Source organism: Chloroflexus aurantiacus J-10-fl (assembly GCF_000018865.1).
Taxonomy (GTDB): Bacteria; Chloroflexota; Chloroflexia; order Chloroflexales; family Chloroflexaceae; genus Chloroflexus; species Chloroflexus aurantiacus.
Genome location: NC_010175.1, coordinates 1,866,006 through 1,885,788, shown reverse-complemented (window position 1 = coordinate 1,885,788; position 19,783 = coordinate 1,866,006). Strand labels below are relative to the sequence as shown.

Here is a 19,783-nt window from a genome sequence, read left to right as displayed (position 1 = left end):
CTGCTTGACACCTTTTCTGGATGGCTGATAGTGTCTTTCTGAATGCAAATGTAATCTATGTATTTATTAATGTCATGACTTTCTATGCTATATTACACTATCAGCGTGCGGTATACTCTTGGGGGACAATCGTACTGCAATATCTTTCTACGAGGTTACTATGTATCGTCTCTTCATCGGCTTGCTCTGTCTACTTGTTATTTCTGGGTGTGCAAACACAACCGTTTCAGAACCTTCACCTACGGCATCAGTTCCTTATCCGGCTTATCCGGTAGAACCAATTCCCACCAATCCGGCTGCGAGTTATCCAGGACCTGATAGCAGTGGTCAGTCGCAGGCTACTCTTTTCTTTTACATTGCCGAACCGGTACGAGTGTCTGATAGCCAGATTCAGGGTGGTGGCCCTCCACAAGTGCCGATCCGTGTAATCAATTTGTCTCGTAACAATGCGGTAATTGCCGACACAGTGGTAGGGGCCGATGGTCAGTTTGTCGCACCGTTGCGTGATGTCGCTGCTGGTGATTCGGTGGCAATTATTTTTAATGAGCAGGTTAGTTCTGCGTTTACCCGTGAACAGTTGCAGCCGTTTAGTGTACAAGTGCTGCCTTCCGGTGAACTGGTGATGAGTAGTGTGGTTGTTGCTCCCTGATTTAATGCGACTGCATGTTCTACCTCACGCCCGTTGCTTGTGGGGTGATCGTAACAATCACCCCACTATATGATGACGATGTCCAGAGGGTGAGGAGAGAATTTGCCTTTGTTATGCCACAACAACATGTTGTTCCTTTTCAGGAATAGCCAGTCGTCGTACTCTATTCGGGCCAGTCCTGCCCCCTCTCCCCTACTCCACCTGCCGTGGACGATACTGAATCGCTTCGGCAACATGCACGGCGGCGATCTGTTCTGCACCGGCCAGATCGGCGATGGTGCGGGCGAGGCGCAGGATGCGGTGGTAGCTGCGTGCCGAGAGGTTGAGCCGCTGGACTGCCGATTTGAGCAGGGATTGCCCGGCCTGATCAAGGGCGCAGAAGGTGCGAATTTCGGCAGGGCCGAGATCGGCATTGCTCCGGCAGCGTGGATGGCCGTTGAGGCGTTCGATTTGACGTTGACGCGCTGCAATGACGCGCTCACGCACGACTGCTGATGGTTCTCCCGGGGCCAGGCTGCTCAGTTTGTCGTATTTGACCCGCGGCGCTTCAACGTGGATGTCGATCCGATCCAGCAGTGGCCCGCTGACCCGGCGCTGGTACCGGCTGACCAGCGCCGGTGAGCAGGTGCAGGTGCGTTCCGGGTCGCCATGCCAGCCACAGGGACAGGGGTTCTGCGCTGCGACTAGCATGAAGGCCGCCGGATAGGTGATGCTGCCATGCGCCCGGCTGAGGGTGACAATCCGATCCTCAAGGGGCTGGCGCAAGACCTCCAGCCGATTGCCGAATTCGGGTAGTTCGTCGAGGAACAGGATGCCGCGATGGGCCAACGAGATCATGCCCGGTCGCACCCGACTCCCACCGCCGACCAGGCCGGCGGTCGAAACAGTATGATGTGGTGCGCAGAAGGGGCGCTCGCGGATAAGGGGGGTGTCGCGTGGAAGTTGTCCGGCGACGCTGTATATCTTGGTGACCTCCAATGCTTCGGCAAAGCTGAGCGGTGGCAGAATGGAATGGAGTGCTCTGGCCAGCATGGTTTTGCCGGCGCCCGGTGGCCCACTCATCAGGATGTTGTGTCCGCCCGCTGCTGCGACTTCCAGCGCTCGTTTAACGTGTTCCTGCCCGCGAACATCGGCAAAATCGACTGCCCCGCCTGGTGGGGCCGGGGTAAAGCCGGTGGTGCCGGTGTAGGGTCGTAATGGCCGTTCACCACTGAGATGGGCGATCAATTCTCGTAACGAACGTATCGGGAAGATGCGTAAGCCCTCGATGAGTGCGGCCTCTGCGGCGTCTTCAGCCGGTACGTAAATGGTCGAAATGCCATGGGAACGGGCTACGGCTGCCATCGGCAAAATCCCGTCGGTATGGCGCAACGTGCCATCTAGCCCCAATTCACCAATAAAGACAGCATCACTGACATCGGCTATCAATTGATCAGTGGCAATCAATAATCCCAGTGCGATGGGGAGATCGTAGGCCGGGCCGGCTTTGCGCAGATCGGCGGGAGCGAGATTGGCGGTGATGCGGCGCATCGGAAAGCTCATCCCGCTATTGCGCACGGCTGAACGTACCCGTTCGCGACTCTCGTGGACGGCGGCGTCACCCAGCCCGACAACGCTGAATGCCGGTAGACCACTCAGGACGTCAACTTCGACCGCAACCAGGACCCCATCCAGGCCAATAACAGCACAGCTCAGAACTTTGGCAAGCATCGCTTCTCCGGCTTTCGCTAGACTATCCTGCTACTTCTGATGTCCTATTAATAGAACCGGAGATCGGCTGCAAAAGGTGCGCGGTTTTGGCAATTTTGCTCAAAAATCATTGGCTGGTGGTCGAGAATCGCCATCCTCAAGAGCTGCGTTCGTCACCGAGCCGGATGCGGGGGTCGAGGAGGGCATACATGAGATCGGCCAGCAGATTGGCGACAGCAAAGATCACGACGGTAATCATCGCTACCGCCTGGAGCAGCAAGAGATCGCGGCGGTCGATGGCAAAGGTCAACAGACGCCCAATACCCGGATAGTTGTAGACGTTTTCGACCACGATCAGGCCGCTAATCAGCCAGCCGAGGCTGATGGCAATCACCGTAATGGCCGGCAATAAGGCATTGCGTAAGACGTGTCGGCGGAGAATCGTTGCCGGTGACAGTCCTTTTAGCATCGCGGTGCGGACATATTCCTGCTCACGTTCGGCGATCACCCCGGTGCGCGTTAGCCGGGCGATGTAGGCCAGCAGTACCAGCGTGGCCGTGATTGCCGGCAATACCAGTTGGGGGAGTACCTCGAAGAATGAGGTGTCTGGCCGGATCGATGAGTTGGCCGGTAGCCAGCGCAGGCGAAAGGCGAAGAGATCGATGAGCAGGAGGCCGGTGACAAACTCTGGTAGACCGGTGACCGCCAGGGTTGAGACGCTGATGACTGTGTCGTCGGGTTTGCCGGCCCGCCAGCCGGCCCATACCCCCAACCCAATCCCCAACGGCAGTGCGAGGGCTAATGTTGTGCCGGCCAGCAGGAGTGAATTGCTCAGGCGTTCCATGACCAGCGGTCGAATCGGTTGGCGTGTGCTGTATGCGATGCCCCAATCGCCGGTGAGAAGTCCTCTCAGCCAATCAATGTATTGGAGTGGCAATGGCCGATCCAACCCCAGTTCGGCACGCAGTGCAGCCAGCGCCGCTTCACCGGCTTCGCGACCGAGGAGGACTCGGGCTACATCACCGGGTAAGAGGCGACAGATCAGAAAGATGATCAATGAGCTGATCAGCACAGTGCCGCCGAGCAACACTATTCGTCGTAACAGATAACGTATCATGGCGTGATTGCTTCAGGCTGTTGAATGGTTTGCAGTTCTTCGAGCGGAATATGACAGCGTAGACGGTGCCCATTCCCGGCTTCGCGCCACGGCGGTGGGGTAGTCACGCAAATGTCGCCGAGTGCTCGTGGGCAGCGCGGTTGGAACGGGCAGCCATGGTGCGGTGGAGCAGTACCTTCTTCAACTTCGCGCAGACGGAGGCCGTGCGCACTGGTGGCAGTTAACAGCGCTTCGGTGTACGGATGAAGCGGCGGTTGTAAGACGGCGGTGACCGGCCCCTCTTCGACGATCTGCCCACGGTACATTACGGCCACGTCATCTGCCAGGTAGCTCACGACGGCCAGATCGTGGGTGATGAACAGATAGGCAATGCCGGTGTCGGTTTTTACGTCGGCCAGCAGATTGAGGATTGCGGCCTGCACCGAGACATCAAGCGCCGAAACGGCTTCATCGAGCAAGAGCAGATCGGGTGCTGCGGCCAGTGCGCGGGCAATCGCGACCCGCTGTTTCTCGCCGCCACTCAGTTGGGCCGGTCGTCGTTCGGCGTAGCTGATCGGTAGTTTGACCAGTTGCAGCAGCTCTGGCACGCGCTGCACGGCGCGTTGGCGATCCAGCCCTCCCAGGCGGATGAGAGGGCGGATAAGCGCTTCGCCGACGGTAAGCGCCGGATTAAGGGCTTCTTGCGGATTTTGCAAGACCATCTGCAAGCGCCGTAGTTGTTCCCGACTACGGTGTTGAATGGTCGGCGCTAACGTCACATCGATCAGATCGATGCTGCCAGAGGAAGGTTCGGTCAAGCCGATCACGCAACGGGCAAGGGTTGTTTTGCCGCTCCCACTTTCGCCAACAATCCCAAGCGTGCGATTGCGCCGTAGCTTCAGATCAACATTGGTTAGGGCCTGAACAACCGACGGCGGTTTCCGGCGCATCAGATCGGTCAATGAGCGACGCTGGGTGATGGTTTTTGTCAGTTGAGTTGTGCTCAGCAAGACCTCGCCATTGAGCGCGGTAGTTGTCACAGTGGGAGAGGGAGATGGGCTATCCATAGTCACCTGCTGCCAGTAGTGGCAGCGTGTCCACTGATTATTGTTCACGTCCAGGAGTGGTGGCCGTTCATTGCGGCAGCGGTCATCGGCCAGAGCGCAACGCGGTGCAAAGATACATCCCTTTGGAAGCGCGTCGGGTGCGGGAAGCACGCCGTCGATGGGTTGTAAGGGATGATGATTATAGCGCAGGCCCGGACGTGGCAGGCTGCGCAGCAAGCCCTGGGTATAGGGATGGCGCGGTTGTTGAAAGAGCGATTCTGTCGGGGCAAGTTCCACCAGTTCGCCGGCGTACAGGACTGCGGTACGAGTAGCAATCCTCGCCACAAGGCCAAGATTATGCGAGATAAAGAGTGTCGCCGGCTGACGCTCGGCGATTAATTCGGCCAGCAGATCAACCACTGCTGCCTCGGTAGTGACATCAAGGCTCGTCGTTGGTTCATCCAACACCAGCAGACGAGGTTCGCCGTGTAGGGCCATGGCGATCATCACCCGCTGCTGCATACCACCGCTCAATTCGTGGGGATAGCTGCACATCACGCGCGCCGGATCGGCAATCTGGACACGGGTCAGCAGCGCTAATGCCTGCTGCGTTGCTGTTGTCCGATCACCACCGATAGCCTCGATCAATTGTTCGCCGATCCGCAGCGTAGGGTTGAGCGCGGCCAGTGGATTTTGTGGCACCAATCGCAACGAACGCGCCCACAGGGGACGGAGCGCCGAGGCGGGCAGATGGGTCACATCCGCACCATCAAGCAGTATTTGCCCGGAACTGATGTGGCCACCGGCCGGTAGTGCTCGCAAGACTGCCAGGCCAAGGGTGCTCTTTCCACTACCACTCTCGCCGACCACACCCAGCACGTCGCCGGCAGTGACTGTCAGGCTGATTTCACGCACAACCGGCAACATCTGCCGACCAACTCGATACGCCACGGTAAGATTATTTACAGCTAAAACCGGTACTGTCATCAATAACCTGCCATCTCGCCACGGATCGCCCGCCGCACGCCCTCGGCCATGAGGTTGATGCCGACCACCAGCAATGCAATGGCCGTTGCCGGTACATAGAGCGACCATGGAGCAAGCGCGAATTCATTGCGCGCTTCGAGCACCATCAAGCCCCAATCAGGGCTGGGAGGCTGAACACCAACGCCGAGGAAGCCCAGCGATGCGACGAGAAAGATCGCATACGAAAAGCGGAGGGCGGCTTCCACGGCCAGCGTTGGGGCTACCAGAGGCAACAACTCGCGCCACAAGATGTACCCAAGGCGTTCACCGCGCATACGCGCTGCCTCGATAAAACCTCGCGACTTGAGCGATAATACGACACTCCGCACAACGCGAGCCACGATTGGCGTGTAGACCAGTACAATCACCAGCAGCACACCGGTACGCGAAGGGCCAACCGCACCGAGAAGCAGCAGTGCCAGCAGTAGTGCCGGCAGCGCGAGCAGGCCATCGAAGAGGCGAAAAACCAGCTCTTCCAACCAGCCGCCTAGATACGTTACGCTCACGCCAATCAGTGTGCCAAGTACCACCGCCAGCACGGTACCTCCCCCGGCAAGCGACAGAATATCGCGTGCGCCGTACACGATCCGGCTCAACAGATCGCGACCAAGCCGATCAGTGCCGAGCGGGTGCGCGAATGAGGGTGGTTGCCGGATCAGATCGGCGTTCTGTGCAGTCGGACTGTAGGGTGCGATCAGCGGCCCAAAGAGTGCCATCCCCAGAAAGCAGATCACGATGACGGTGCCGGTTGCAGTTGCCGGGTCGGCAAAAAAGGCTCGTCTCAACGACTGAAGATTCATGGCTCGGTGACGGGATCAATGAGTAATTGCGGCTTGCAAGACCAGCTTTATCAGAATGCCGTAACGCCGATCCGAAGAGACCTTACCGGGATGGGAGAGGGTATGACTTTCACCTTCCCATCCATACATCCTGTCCTCTTCAGACAGGTATTAGCGCCTGTGATGCACATTGTTTGAACGTACTACGCTCTTATCTCGTTCATCTATCCGGTGAACTGCCCGGTTGGTGGAACTCCTTCCACATTCAGCCCAGGCATTCACCGGTTTGGATGCGGAAGCCACGCTTCCGCGTCCATCATGATCTGCACCGAACGGCTTTGGTCACACCAGGCCACTATATGATTTAGCAGCCCAACTCCTCGTATCCTTCCAGGATCACACCGCGATTGCCGCCAGATCGGTACGGCCCGGAAATGCTTTCGCTACATAACCGCGCAGCCCTTCACGATGCGCACTGAGTTGCGCGAAGAAATAGGGAATGATAATTGGGCCGCGTTCGATCAGAATACGCTGAATCTCGCGGTAGGCGCGTACCCGTTCTTCCTCATTGAGGGTAGTACGGGCTGTGGCTGCCAGGGCATCAAACTCGGGATCGCTGAAATGACTCTCATTCCATACGGCACCGCTAACGAGCATGACGTCGAGGTAGAACTGTGGAATCGGTCGCGAACCCCAACCGGTAATTCCCAAATCAACCTCAAGCCATCCGTTATCACCATAGTACACACTTTCCGGTTCGACAATCACATTGATGTTGATGCCGGCTTCAGCCCATTGCTCCTTGAGCACCACCGCCAGATCGGGCCGATCCCCCGAATCGGGCACGTGGAGATCGAGTTGCAAGCCATCAGGATACCCGGCGGTTGCCAGCAATTGCCTGGCCGTAGCCGGATCACGGGCCGGCAGCGGTGTCTCTTCCGAATAATACGCGCTGAAGAGAGGGCCGATGGGACTATCACGCCCGACCGCCCCAAGGCCGGCTTTGACCTGGCGAAAGATCGCGTCACGATCAGTTGCCAGCTTAAGCGCCCGAATAACCTCTGGCTTATTACCCGGCTCACGGTCGGCCCGCAGGCGTACCAGATCAAAGCCATTTGTAGGTGTCTGGACGGTAACGACACCACCCGCTTGTTGCAATGTCTGGAAGAGTGGCGTGGGCATGCGCAGCACCAGATCAACCTGCCCGCCACGTAAGGCATCGACTGCTGCGGCCTGATCGGCAAAAAAGATAATCTCAAGGCTGGCAACGGCTGGCTTGCCGGACTGGAAATAGGCCGTATTTGCCGTCAGATCGATCCGATTCTCGGTGCGGTATTCCACCACTTTGAAGGGGCCGGTGCCGTTAAACGCTGTTGCCGGATTCTCGGTATTGGCGAGCAGAATCAGGGCGTGGTTATCAGACAGGTCGTACAGAAAGAATGGATTTGGCTCGGTAAGTGTGAAGACGACCGCGCTATCGCCATCAGCGGCAATATCGGCAATGTTGGCGTAGAGATCGGCGGTTGGTAACTGCAACGCTGGATCACGCAGTCGGTTAAACGTCCAGACCACATCTGCCGCCGTGAGCGGACTGCCATCGTGAAAGGAAACTCCGGTGGCCAGGTTGAGCCGATAACGCAAACCATCGTCGCTGATCGTCCATTCCCGTGCCAGCCGGGGCACGATAGCATTGCTCGCATCAATGTCAACCAGATAATCGTACACGTGGTTGAGAATGAGGATTTCGGCATCAGATGAGGCGAATGCCGGATCGAGTTGAACGGGAATCTCGCTCGCCACCCGTAAACGCCCCGTTGGGCCGGCGGCTGGCGATGGTGGAGGTGATGCAGGGGCCGGCGTAGATGCGCCACCGCCACAAGCAGCCAGCGCAGTTGCACCCGCAGATAAGCCAAGGGCCAGACCCAGACGCAGAAAGGCTCGTCGGCTCATCCTGCCGGCCAGGACTTCAGAACGGGCCACCTGCAACAGGTGCAGTCGTTCGTCCGCAGAACTCATGAAACTGTCCTTTCCTTCTAATGCAAATGATCCTGGCACAACCTCCTGTGCGTCAGCGATGACTTTTGAGCGCATGATCGGGCAAATGGGATGATCGAGCGTGCCAGGCTACCATCCCCACGTTCCCGGCCCACCTTTGAAGGGGCCGACGACATCACTGGTGATCCAGCCACCGTAGAATCCACCCGGTTGCGGAGTGACCTGTTCATCATCAACATAGCAGGCGTCCATTGGCCCGGCGTAGAATGCGAGATAGCCGCGGATGGGGGCGAACGATGGTGTTGGATCGAGATACGACCAGGCCGCCTGCACGGCGGTGCGTTCACCAACAACTACGTCGTAATACGCAGCAATTCCCTTAAACTCACAGAACGAACGCGCTGTATTTGGGCGCAAAAACGCCATTTGTACATCATCTGGCGGCACATAGTAAACCGGTGGATGACTGGTTTCCAGTACCCGAAATGCGCGCTGACTATCCACTATCGTGATACCGGCAAAGATCACCCGGATACGCCGCGATGTTGGTTCCAGTCGCGGGGGACGAGGGTAATCCCATACCGACTCCTGTCCGGGTCCTGGTGGAATGCGCTTAATCATCGGCAAGCTCCTGTGGCATATCACTGTGGACTATCTGCAATATACCACATTCTGTATGGCATATCACCCTGAATCGTTCGTTGATAATACTGTTGTTCCCGATCTGACCAGAGCCTGTTTCAAACCGTACTGTGACCCGATTGGAAAGAAATCGACATCGGCGACGGGATTGCGGCAAGCGTGATGCCAGCGCTCTATGCAGATGGCGTAACAGCAATGAGGATGCGATCCGCGACATCTGTACCTCACCTGTATCGCCACAATAGGTCAAATATTGCATCCACACAATGCCACTTCAGGGGAGAAATGAGGTCGCCCTGGCTCACTCGACCGGGATTGCAGAGGTAGATTGTGTGTATGGTAACTCAAGTTGTTACCTATACTGCGAGCAGGCCACTGAAGCAGACGGCCAGGAACATCACGACATTGTACGCAACACCGTGTGGCGTAACGGCATATTTGAGGAGCAGCCAGTTCCTATGGACGCATTTCGTCATGCTTCACGGTAGCAACCCAGGTTATACACATCATCCGCTGTGTCCTCCGTGTCTCTGTGGTGACAAAGGTCGCAACTTTAGTTACGGTAAGAGATTTCTTGCCGAAAATCCGTAATCCAGTGCACCAAAGACGCAATGAGAGCGGTATACTAATAGGGAGGAAAAATCAACGACATCCCTCTTGCTGAAATCGCACACCTGTGCTATTATAGCACATATGTACGGGGCAGGCAACGGCGTTGACAGCGCCCTCCCCATCAAGTAGAGTAGCAAGAGGAGTGTACGTGTGAGCAAGAACAATGGAGGAGCGCCCGCGATGGCTATCACCCCGGAGAAAGAAAAAGCGCTCGCGGCAACAATGGCGCAGATCGACCGCAAGTTCGGTAAAGGTTCGATCATGAAGATGGGCGAGGCGAGCAGTCGGCTGGCAATTGAAGCCATCCCGACCGGTTCCATCGCGCTCGATATTGCCCTCGGCATTGGTGGTGTACCGCGAGGGCGCGTTGTCGAAATCTTTGGCCCTGAGAGCAGCGGTAAAACCACACTGGCCCAGCATATCATTGCAGAAGCGCAGAAGATGGGCGGAGTCTGCGCCTTCATCGACGCCGAGCATGCCTTTGACCCGGTCTACGCTGCGCGGTGTGGAGTCAACATTGATGACTTGCTCGTTTCGCAGCCGGACACCGGCGAACAGGCGCTCGAAATCTGTGAGATGCTGGTTCGCTCGAATGCAATTGACGTGATCGTTATCGACTCGGTCGCCGCTCTGGTACCGCGTGCCGAAATCGAGGGCGAGATGGGCGATTCGATGCCCGGTATGCAGGCCCGGCTGATGAGTCAGGCGTTGCGCAAGTTGTCAGGTGCCATCAGCAAGAGCCGTACAGTCGTAATCTTCATCAATCAGTTGCGCATGAAGATCGGCGTTATGTTCGGCTCGCCGGAAACCACGACCGGTGGTCAGGCCCTGAAGTTCTACGCCTCGGTACGGCTCGACATTCGTCGTGTGGAAACCCTCAAGCAAGGGCAGGAGGCAATCGGTTCGCGGGTACGGGTGAAGGTGATCAAGAATAAGGTTGCACCGCCCTTCCGCCAGGCGGAGTTCGATATTCTGGCCAACGAAGGTATCTCGCGTGAGGGCAATATCATCGATATCGGTACTGAATTGGGGATTATTCGCAAGAGTGGCGCATGGTTCTACCTCGGCGAGGATCGGCTCGGCCAGGGGCGGGAAAATGTGCGCGAGTTTCTGAAGAATAATCCTGCCCTTACCGATGAGATCGAGCGCCTGATCAAAGCGCAGGCATTGACGAATCCAACGGTGATTGCGCCGAGCGTCGATGTTGGTGACGATGACGCTATTTTTGAAGAGTAGTACGCTCGGCGTGCGAACGAAATAGCGATCTTGGGGGCAGGTTTTGAAACCTGCCCTTTTCTGTTGGTCCAATGGTAGGGTGGTTATTGGTGGCAAGATTACTGTGTATTCGATTGCCATGCGGGTATGCAATGGGTTGGCGAGTCGGCGGTTGTTACGAGGCGGGTTGAGCAGCCGGCGGGTTAAGGGGGCAGCGGGTTAAAACCCTGCCTCAATACGTGGAAGGCCGGCGGGGATGCCTGACGGCGGGGCGGGGGAGATAGCGGGCGTGCTCCTGGATAGCCCCGCAGGGGCTTGCACGTTGTCAGGGAGGGCTTTAGCCCGCCTGACGGCGGCTATGCACTACCCACATGTCGCGCTGCATTAGGCCGGGCTGCAAGTGCTCCGCGTGGCGCAGGCTTCCAGCCTGCGTGGAGGCATTCCTCTCCACTGCTGTCAGGTGCTGACCGTGGCCGATGGTGTGCCGGCACGAACCTGGTACAACCAAACATCTACGCGCAGGTATCGCATGCATGCCGGACCGACTCGCTGGTCGGGATGAGCACATTCAGCCCCCCGTGACCAGGATGGGTAACGGTATGCCACGCGCCGGATGGTGAGCGCGGCTGGCGCGGCAGCATGGCTGCCGCACTCCATACGAGGGCAATCCGGGCTGGAAGCGGTATCCTTGCCGGTGTACGGGATGGGGACGAGATACAGCCATTTGTTCGTGATATGACCATCCGGGGCACCCCTCCACCACGCGCCGGATGGTAAGCGCGGCTGGCGCGGCAGCATGGCTGCCGCACGCCATACGAGGGCAATCCGGGCTGGAAGCGGTATCCCTGCCGGTGTATGGGATGGGAACGAGATACGGCTATTTGTTCGTGCTATGACCATCTGGGGCACCGCTCCACCACGTGCCGGATGGTGAGCGCGGCTAGCGCGGCAGCATGGCTGCCGCACTCCAAACTGCGCGACACGCACATGATACGCGGGTACGGCAACCCATCCAGCACATGCTGGTACGGCTGGGTCGGCGCACTGTCACCGGGCCAGTCGCCCACAACAGCACCCATGTCGATCATACCCGCTGATACGCACGCGGTTGACACCAGTTGTGGGTAATGCATAGCTGCCGGCGGGGCGGGGGGATAGCGGGCGTGCTCCTGGATAGCCCTGCAGGGGCTTGCACGTTGTCAGGGAGGGCTTTAGCCCGCCTGACGGCGGGGCTGATCTGACCGATCCTGTCGGCGAGATATGAGCGAGCGCTGCAACCGCATTCGATGGGTGCAGGTGGTGCAGAAGCCGGTCTGCCAGGTGCCGTATGGTGCGATACAGAGCAGGATAATTGCTACGCTTTACCCATCACCTATCTGTTGTTTGTCACTGCTGGTCTGGCTCAGCCGTGGTATCGCTATCAGGACGATCAAGATCGATCACGGCTAAAGTGTTTTCAGGCGACACGATCTGGATAATCAATTGCAGCCGGCCCGGTGGCGTACCGATAACGCGCTGAAAGATAGCACTGGCTTCAGCAGCAAATGCCTGCTTCCGGGTACGGTCTGGCGGTCGATCCCCGCTGTAGAAGACTTCGAGCATCGGCATCTGAATCTCCTTCACACGAACCGTAAGTGGAGTGGTGGTTGATCATGCATTTCCAGCGTGAACAGATCGCCGCGTTGCACCGGAATTGTTGCTGCCAAAGCTCCAGAGATCACAATATCACCGGCACGCAGCGGAATCCCGAATGCGCGCAGTTTGTTCGCCAGCCATGCCACCGCCAGTGCCGGATGCCCAAGCGCAGCGGCACCGGTACCAAAGACGGTGGGGCGACCATTGTGGCTCATCACCATACCAATGGTGCGCAGGTCGCTGCTGCGCATTGCCCTGCTCCAGGCGCCAATCGTCAAGCCACCGTAGGAGGCGTTATCGGCAATCGTGTCGGCTAGCTTAATGCGCCAGCGATCAATGCGACTATCCACAATTTCGATAGCTGCCGCCAGTGCCTCGGTTGCTGCCAGCACCTGTTGCGGGGTAATATCCGGCCAGTCGAGGGTTTCTCCAATTAGAAACGCAATTTCACCCTCGACCCGCGGTTGGAGAAAGATTTCAAAAGGCGCTTCAGCGCGCCCATTTCTGGCCGGAAAATAGCGCGAAGCCCATAGAGTGCCATAATCCGGCTCGTTGACGCCCATCTGCTCTTGCACAGCTTTGCTGGTCAGGCCGATTTTGCGCCCAATGATCCGCTCGCCGCGCTGAACGCGCATGTCTGTCCAATGCGTCTGAATCCGGTAAGCAATGTCTGCATTGGTAATGCCCTCGCTTTCGGTGAGGGGAAGTATGGTGAAGCGCTCTTCCCAGGCCTGATCGAGCCGTTGTGCCAGAGCGATAATAAGTGCGTCATCGGTGGTTTGGGTTGTTACTGATTGCTCAGGCATATCGTCTTTGCCTCCGTGTAGAACTCAAGGCTGTAGTGCCCACCTTCCCGGCCAATTCCACTCTGTTTCATACCACCGAAAGGTACGCGCAGATCGCGCACAAAAAAGTCGTTGATCCAGATCGTTCCGGCTTCCAGGGCCGATCCCATCCGTACTGCTCGCCCGACATCACGAGTCTGTACCACGGCGGAAAGTCCATAGCTGACGCCATTGGCGATGGCAATCGCTTCCTCTTCATCGTCAAAGGGCACAACCGTGACGACCGGACCAAAAATCTCGTCCTGGCAAACCTGATCATGCGGCTTGACGTCGGTAATGATGGTGGGCTGGAGAAAGTTGCCTTGGGCGAATGGTTCCGGCAAGACGGGATCTGTGCCACCGGTGAGGATGTGAGCGCCATCGGCGCGAGCCAGATCAATAAAACCGGTGACCCGTTCGTAATGTTCACGCGAAATGAGTGCCCCCACCCGCGTTTGGGGGTCAAAGGGATCGCCAACCTGAAGCTGAGATGTAGCCCTCTGAAAGCGGGTGAGAAATGCTTCGTAGATTGGCCGTTGTACGAGCAATCGCGGCCCGGCGAGACAGAACTCTCCCTGATTAAAGAATGAGGAGCGCAGGCTAATCGCAACGGCGCGATCAAGATCAGCATCGGCGAAGATAATATTCGCCCCTTTTCCACCCAATTCAAACGAGACCCGTTTAAGAGTTGGTGCCGCAGTAGCCATGATGATCTTGCCAGTGGTGGTCTCACCGGTGAAAGAGATGAGCTTTACATCAGGGTGACGGGTTAGCAGCGCACCTGCCGAGTTGGGACCGAAGCCGTGAATCACATTAATCACCCCCGCCGGCACCCCGGCAGCATGAGCCAGTTGCGCCAGCCGCCAGGTACCGATTGGGGTCAGTTCAGCCGGCTTTAGTACGACGGTATTCCCAAAAGCCAGCGCTGGCCCCATTTTCCAGGTCGCCTGGAGGAGGGGAATATTCCAGGGCGCGATGAGCGCGGCAACGCCAACCGGCTGGCGCAGCACGTAGTTGATATAGCCGTTATCCATCGGATAGGACTCACTGCCGTGGGTAACGGCAAAATCGGCAAAAAATTCGATATTGGCCGCGATACGGGGGATGTAGCCGGATCGATTCTCGGTAATTGGACGCCCGACATCCCAGGTTTCGATGGCCGCCAGTTCTGCTTCGTGATCGCGGATCAATTGGGCAAACCGCTTGAGAATCAGGCGGCGTTCGGCAGCCGGCATCCGGCTCCATTGGCGAAAGGCGCGGGAAGCGGCGGCGACGGCTGCGTCCACCTCATCGGCTCCGGCCTCTGGTGCCGATCCAATAACCTGGTTGGTGGCCGGATAGAGAATATCAAACCGCGATCCTCCGTCAACGAACTGACCATCAATGTAGTGACTGACGTGAAAAAACGGGTAATCCATCATGCATCTCCTATCAATCGCGCCTGAAGGATGGTATTACCGCACGTGACTTCGAGGACACCGGCACTGGCCGGTACGGCCTGAGCCGGCGAACCGAGAAAGACGATTTGTCCGGCAGCCAGACCGCCGACAGCCTGTGTCAGCCAGCCCAGTTGTTGCTCGATATTGCCCAGAGCGGCGACCTGACCGGCAGTGCAGAGTTCACCGTTCAGGTACAAACATAACTCGCCGGTTGGTACCTGGTCGAGGAGCGACTCACCGAGCAGAAATCCGCCACCAGAGGCATTATCCGCGATGACTTCAACGGCGCTGAAGCGGTAGTCAGCCCACACGCTATCGAGCACATCCACACCCAGAAAGATACCACCGATGGCGCGAGCGATCATGCCGGGTTCGGCGTGTGCCGGCAGGCTGTGGCGTAAGACGACAGCCAGCTCTGGTTCCAGGCGCGGCTGAATGAAGTGGGTGAGCTGTACCTCACGCTGGTAGATCATGGAACGGCTGATACGTCCATAGATTGGTTGCGCTAAGCCCATCTGGCGTTGCTTCGCCGGGCTAATCAGGCCAAGTTTGTATCCAATACACGCGGTATCCGGGTGATGCATGCGCTGAATACGATAAGCGCCATTGAGATCGACACCCCAATCGGTTGTTCGACCAACCAGGGTGCGGCGTGTCTCACGAGCGGTTTGAATTGCGTCGGCAAGACTTGCTTCGGCAGCAGTAAGATCCATAGTCATCTCCGTGCGGTGACACGTTATGCGGGTGAATCGCAAATGTTCTGAACAAACGAGTTACTGACCCTGGGTTGACGTAGAGGCTTGCTGGCGCAACTCAGCCATTGAAATCCCCCCGACAGTCCAGTGGGTTGGGGGAACCTCTTGAATGATCAAGCGCACCTCTGCCAGTGGCACGTCAAAGGCTGCTGCCGCTGCTGCCGAAAGCGCACGGGCCAGTTCAGCCTTTTGCTCTGTGCTCCTCCCCTCCAGCATCGTAATGCGCAGAAGTAGCATATCACCGTCCTCTCAGGTCTCGGCAAAAAATGTACGCACAAGCTGATGAAAGCGTTGACTGTGTTCAATCTGGGTCCAGTGGCTACAGCGTCCTATCACATGGAGTTCAGCATTGGGAAGCCGGTTGAGCAAATAGTAGCTGGTATCAGCCGGGACAATGGCATCATCGCGTCCGTGGATCAGCAGCACTGGATGGGTCATCCGGCGTAACGCGGCATCGGGTACGATCAATGCATCGAGGTGTTGCTGACGGGGAGCCGGAAACATGGCAGTATACGAGCGCCAAACGTCAGTACGCATCGCTGCGGTATAGCGTACCCGCACAATCTCATCAAGCCGGTCGCGCACAAACGCATCATCGTAGACAAACCAGCGAATGGCCTGGGCCAGCAAGGCTGCCGATGGATCGTCGTAAAACCCCCACAGGCGATCAAGTTCTGGTGTCAGCCGACAGGGTGCGCCAATCGCTCCCATCAGTACCACCCGCCGAAATCGTTCTGGCGCTTCCAGTAACAAGTGCAACGCAACTGCCCCACCCATCGAATTGCCAACCAGATCAACCCTGGCTAATCCCAACGTATCGAGCAGAGCCAGCATCTGATCAACCCACAACCGCATCCAGCGCCGAATGTCTGTCGGTGGTGGATCGGGGTGCTGACTATCGCCAAATCCGATCAGGTCAGGCGCCAGACAGTACCACTGTTCACCCAGTGCCGGTAGCGCCAGGTTCCAGTTCGACCAGCCATTGGCACCTGGGCCGGAGCCGTGAATGAAGAGGATGGCCGGTGCATCGCCAGACCCCTGTCGATGGAGGGCGGTTGTGAATTGACCGGTGATGATGTGTTCAACCATCGATTTATCCTGTCTTGTACAGACTGTAGCTGTCTACCAGGTCTTGGAATGTAGATGATTAAGGATCGTGTATCCTCTCGCATCTACACGGCAGCCATCTTGCCGTACTGCCCCCGGAAGAAGAGCAGTGGACGCCCTTCGCGATGGTGCAGATACTCCACCTGGCCGATGAAAAGCGTGTGATCGCCTGCGGGATGGGCATCGGTAATACGGGCTACCACATGCGCCAGCGCATCGGCAAGCAATGGTGTTTCGGCGTGCCAGATGAACGTGGGTTGCAGACCGGGAATTGGCTTGCCGCTAAAATGACGACTGAGCTGCTCTTGATCCTCGCTTAGTTTACTTACCCCGTAGCGACGGCCAGGGGCCAGCAGACTATGCATGCGTGAATGGCAACCAATGGAAACCAGCACCAATGGGGGATCGAGTGACACCGACAGAAACGCATTCGCCGTCATGCCGTGAATCTGGCCTTCATAGGCTGTCGTGACGACCGTCACTCCGGTTGCAAAACAGCCCATCGTGGAGCGAAAGAGGCGTGGATCGATGGCCGGAACCTCTGCTCGTACTGATACTGCATTGCTCACGGGCGAGACTCCTTTCGCGCACTTGATTGATGCCGGCGACTCAGTTCGAGCGCAACATCGATAATCCAATCTTCCTGGCCCGCTACCGCCTGACGACGGCCCAACTCGACCAGAATTTCACGCGGATCGACGTTGTATTGAGCACCGGCGCGCTTGGCGTGTAGCAGAAATGTTGAATAGACACCAGCATAGCCGATGGTGATGGCATCCCGATCGGGGAACGGTTGGAAGGGCATGATAGGGGCAACCACATACTCAGCCGCATCCATGAGACTGAAGACATCAAGACCAGGATTGAGTCCCAGCCGGTCAAGCACTGCGGCCAGCAATTCGGTTGCCGCGTTGCCGGCACCGGCCCCCAAACCTCGTAGACAGCCATCGATCTGATCGGCACCGGCTTCGAGCGCTGCCAGGGTGTTGGCGATACCAAGCCCTAAGTTGTTGTGTGCGTGGAATCCAACCTGCACTGATAGGGTGTCTTTCAGCGCCTGCACCCGTGCTGCTGCATCCTGGGGTAGCATCGCCCCCGCCGAGTCGACAATGTAAACGCAGTCGGCGCCGTAAGACTCCATTAATTTCGCCTGCCTGGCCAGCTCTTCGGGGGGACGCATATGGGCCATCATCAGAAAGCCAACCGTCTCTAACCCCAGCTCTTTTGCCAGACCAAAATGCTGTTCAGAAATATCTGCCTCTGTGCATTGTGTCGCAATCCGTACTACTTGCACCCCACGGGCCACCGCCTCTTTCAATTCTTGCCGGGTGCCGATGCCCGGTAGCATCAGGGCAGCAATTTTCGCTCTTTCGGCATGTTGACGAGCCGTTTCAATTAAATCAAATTCTGATGTGTGCGAGAAGCCATATTGCAGCGACGAACCGGCCAAGCCATCGCCGTGACTCACCTCAATCACCGGCACGCCGGCCCGGTCGAGAGCCTGGACAATCGTAGCTACCTGCTGGCGGGTAAACTGATGACGCATCGGATGTGAGCCATCACGGAGCGTTGTATCGGTCAGCCGTGGTGGTTTCATACGGTCACCTCCAGTTTCGACAAGAGGTGTGCGGCGAATAGTTCACCCACCCGTCGTGCGGCGGCAGTCATGATGTCGAGATTCCCGGCATAGGTTGGGAGAAAATCACCTGCACCTTCAACTTCCAGGAGCATAATGATGACCGGTCGCTCACCCCACGGCGTTGATCGTTGTTCGATGACAGGCAAACTCTTTAACCGATAGCCGGGAACATACTGTTGTACATCAGCGACCATCTGTGCCACCGATTGGCGGACGGTTTCTTCATCAAAATCGCCCTCTGGCACAACGTAGATGGTATTCCGCATCAGAATCGGTGGATGCGCCGGGTTCAAAATAATAATCGCCTTCGCTTCACGGGCACCGCCGATGGCTTCCAAGCCCCGTGCTGTGGTAAAGGTAAACTCATCGATATTCTGGCGTGTGCCTGGCCCGGCTGAACGACTCGCAACGGTGCTCACCATCTCGGCATAGCGAACGGCTGTTACCCTGCTCACCGCATAAACCAGCGGAATGGTTGCCTGTCCGCCACAGGTAATGAGGTTCACATTATGTGCCTCAAGATGCTCACCGAGATTGACCGGTGGAACCACATACGGCCCCCGTGCAGCCGGTGTCAAATCGATAGCGATGCGTCCATGATCGCGCAAAAGCCTGGCGTGGCGCACGTGTGCCTTCGCGCTGGTGGCATCAAATACGATACGAATATCAGGATCGGCCAGAATCGATTCAATGCCGTCAGTTGCGGTCGGAATACCGATCTGTCTGGCGCGCGCCAACCCTTCAGAGGCCGGATCGATACCTGCAACGAGCGCCAGCTCCATTCTGCCCGGCTGCTTCAGCAGTTTGTACATCAAATCGGTGCCTATATTGCCGGAACCGAGGATGGCGACTTTAACTTTGTCGATTTGCATGCAGATGTTCCTCCATAGTATCCCAACCGCTCAGAGATACGTTGCGCACCTTCAACGATTGCGCGCGTGTATTGTTCGCGATGCTTGCGAAAGCGGTGGGTGGGAGTCGAGAAGCTGATGGCAGCAATCACATTCCCCTCATAATCACGGATTGGAGCTGCCACACAACAGAGGCCAATCGAGACCTCTTCCAGATCGTATGCATACCCACGTTGGCGCACATGGGCTAACTCTTCGGCCAGCGCGTCAAGGGAGGTGATGGTGTTGGCGGTGAACGGGTAGAGTTGATCATCACCAACCACCCGCAGAACCTCTGGCCAGGGTTGGTGTGCCAGCAAGACCTTACCCACGCCAGAGCAGTGAGCCGGCAAGCGCACACCAATCCCCGACAGCTCGACCTGCAATCCCTGCTGGCCGCGTAATTTCTCTAAATAGACAACCGTCCCTGCTTCGAGCACGGCCAGATGCATCGTCTCACCCCATGCTGCAACCATCTCTTGCATCACGGCCCGCGCCTCTTCGCGAAACTCTGTCGTTTTGAGCAGGGTTTGGCCCAATTCGAGCAGGCGCCATCCTAATCGATAACGTCCCGGCCCCACCCGGCGGAGCAGATTTTGTTCGGCCAGACTACTCAACAATTCCGAGACGCTTGATTTGGGTAATTCGAGCGCTTTTGCCATATCGCCAACACTCCATTCCGGGTGCATCGGCGTAAATAGCGTGAGCGCTCGCGCCGCTTTTTGCAGAGTTTGCAGCATAGGGT

At 57.4% G+C, this 19,783-nt stretch carries 19 protein-coding genes; 3 read left to right on the top strand and 16 right to left on the bottom strand.

Translation table 11 applies throughout. The features are described from left to right. The first annotated feature begins 160 nt into the window (after positions 1-160). Positions 161-649, top strand: coding sequence for a hypothetical protein (locus CAUR_RS07145; protein ID WP_012257251.1), 489 nt, complete (start codon positions 161-163; stop codon positions 647-649). A gap of 192 nt (positions 650-841) precedes the next feature. Here CAUR_RS07145 and CAUR_RS07140 read toward each other — a convergent pair whose 3' ends face one another. From CAUR_RS07140 to CAUR_RS07115, 6 genes are all read right to left on the bottom strand, one after another. Further along, positions 842-2,359 carry a YifB family Mg chelatase-like AAA ATPase gene (locus CAUR_RS07140; RefSeq protein ID WP_012257250.1) on the bottom strand — a complete coding sequence of 506 codons (1,518 nt, stop codon included), beginning with the start codon at positions 2,357-2,359 and terminating at the stop codon, positions 842-844. Between the two features lie 136 nt (positions 2,360-2,495). Beyond that, positions 2,496-3,455, bottom strand: a complete 960-nt coding sequence (locus CAUR_RS07135; RefSeq protein WP_012257249.1) for an ABC transporter permease — start codon at positions 3,453-3,455, stop codon at positions 2,496-2,498. Continuing rightward, the gene (locus CAUR_RS07130; RefSeq protein ID WP_012257248.1) at positions 3,452-5,467 is read right to left on the bottom strand and encodes a dipeptide ABC transporter ATP-binding protein; all 2,016 of its coding nucleotides are present in this window, start codon (positions 5,465-5,467) and stop codon (positions 3,452-3,454) included. Before CAUR_RS07130 ends, CAUR_RS07135 begins: the two co-directional genes overlap by 4 nt. Next, positions 5,467-6,306, bottom strand: coding sequence for an ABC transporter permease (locus CAUR_RS07125; protein ID WP_012257247.1), 840 nt, complete (start codon positions 6,304-6,306; stop codon positions 5,467-5,469). Before CAUR_RS07125 ends, CAUR_RS07130 begins: the two co-directional genes overlap by 1 nt. 375 nt (positions 6,307-6,681) lie before the next feature. Then, entirely contained in the window at positions 6,682-8,301 is a 1,620-nt protein-coding gene (locus CAUR_RS07120) for an ABC transporter substrate-binding protein (protein WP_012257246.1), read from the bottom strand. A 108-nt stretch (positions 8,302-8,409) separates the two neighbouring features. After that, a complete protein-coding gene (locus tag CAUR_RS07115) occupies positions 8,410-8,901 on the bottom strand; it encodes a DUF427 domain-containing protein (protein ID WP_012257245.1) in 492 nt (163 codons plus the stop codon). 813 nt (positions 8,902-9,714) lie between these two features. On the opposite strand from CAUR_RS07115, the gene recA reads away from it, so the two are divergent. Both recA and CAUR_RS07105 read left to right on the top strand, forming a co-directional pair. Next, positions 9,715-10,770: a recombinase RecA gene (recA, locus tag CAUR_RS07110; protein WP_012257243.1), complete on the top strand. Its 1,056-nt coding sequence runs from the start codon at positions 9,715-9,717 to the stop codon at positions 10,768-10,770. Positions 10,771-11,702: 932 nt separating this feature from the next. Then, positions 11,703-11,846, top strand: coding sequence for a hypothetical protein (locus tag CAUR_RS07105; RefSeq protein WP_157866404.1), 144 nt, complete (start codon positions 11,703-11,705; stop codon positions 11,844-11,846). A gap of 289 nt (positions 11,847-12,135) precedes the next feature. Here the strand turns inward: CAUR_RS07105 and CAUR_RS07100 are convergent, their stop codons facing one another. The 10 genes from CAUR_RS07100 to CAUR_RS07055 all read right to left on the bottom strand — a co-directional run bounded on the left by CAUR_RS07100 (position 12,136) and on the right by CAUR_RS07055 (position 19,778). Further along, positions 12,136-12,357: a tautomerase family protein gene (locus CAUR_RS07100; protein ID WP_012257242.1), complete on the bottom strand. Its 222-nt coding sequence runs from the start codon at positions 12,355-12,357 to the stop codon at positions 12,136-12,138. Positions 12,358-12,368: 11 nt separating this feature from the next. Then, positions 12,369-13,190 (bottom strand): 2-keto-4-pentenoate hydratase, encoded by an 822-nt coding sequence (locus tag CAUR_RS07095; protein WP_012257241.1) that lies wholly within the window; start codon positions 13,188-13,190, stop codon positions 12,369-12,371. Beyond that, a complete protein-coding gene (locus CAUR_RS07090) occupies positions 13,172-14,629 on the bottom strand; it encodes an aldehyde dehydrogenase (RefSeq protein ID WP_012257240.1) in 1,458 nt (485 codons plus the stop codon). Before CAUR_RS07090 ends, CAUR_RS07095 begins: the two co-directional genes overlap by 19 nt. Continuing rightward, positions 14,626-15,360, bottom strand: coding sequence for a 2-keto-4-pentenoate hydratase (locus tag CAUR_RS07085; RefSeq protein ID WP_012257239.1), 735 nt, complete (start codon positions 15,358-15,360; stop codon positions 14,626-14,628). The genes CAUR_RS07090 and CAUR_RS07085 overlap by 4 nt, the downstream gene beginning before the upstream one ends. 60 nt (positions 15,361-15,420) lie before the next feature. After that, complete coding sequence (locus tag CAUR_RS07080) at positions 15,421-15,639, bottom strand: tautomerase family protein (protein WP_012257238.1); 219 nt, start codon at positions 15,637-15,639, stop codon at positions 15,421-15,423. Positions 15,640-15,651: 12 nt separating this feature from the next. Then, the gene (locus CAUR_RS07075) at positions 15,652-16,491 is read right to left on the bottom strand and encodes an alpha/beta fold hydrolase (RefSeq protein WP_012257237.1); all 840 of its coding nucleotides are present in this window, start codon (positions 16,489-16,491) and stop codon (positions 15,652-15,654) included. An 83-nt stretch (positions 16,492-16,574) separates the two neighbouring features. Further along, complete coding sequence (locus CAUR_RS07070; protein ID WP_012257236.1) at positions 16,575-17,078, bottom strand: flavin reductase family protein; 504 nt, start codon at positions 17,076-17,078, stop codon at positions 16,575-16,577. After that, the gene (gene dmpG, locus CAUR_RS07065; RefSeq protein WP_012257235.1) at positions 17,075-18,106 is read right to left on the bottom strand and encodes a 4-hydroxy-2-oxovalerate aldolase; all 1,032 of its coding nucleotides are present in this window, start codon (positions 18,104-18,106) and stop codon (positions 17,075-17,077) included. Before dmpG ends, CAUR_RS07070 begins: the two co-directional genes overlap by 4 nt. Beyond that, the gene (locus CAUR_RS07060) at positions 18,103-19,020 is read right to left on the bottom strand and encodes an acetaldehyde dehydrogenase (acetylating) (RefSeq protein WP_012257234.1); all 918 of its coding nucleotides are present in this window, start codon (positions 19,018-19,020) and stop codon (positions 18,103-18,105) included. The genes dmpG and CAUR_RS07060 overlap by 4 nt, the downstream gene beginning before the upstream one ends. Further along, complete coding sequence (locus tag CAUR_RS07055; RefSeq protein ID WP_012257233.1) at positions 18,972-19,778, bottom strand: IclR family transcriptional regulator; 807 nt, start codon at positions 19,776-19,778, stop codon at positions 18,972-18,974. The genes CAUR_RS07060 and CAUR_RS07055 overlap by 49 nt, the downstream gene beginning before the upstream one ends. Positions 19,779-19,783 lie beyond the last annotated feature (5 nt).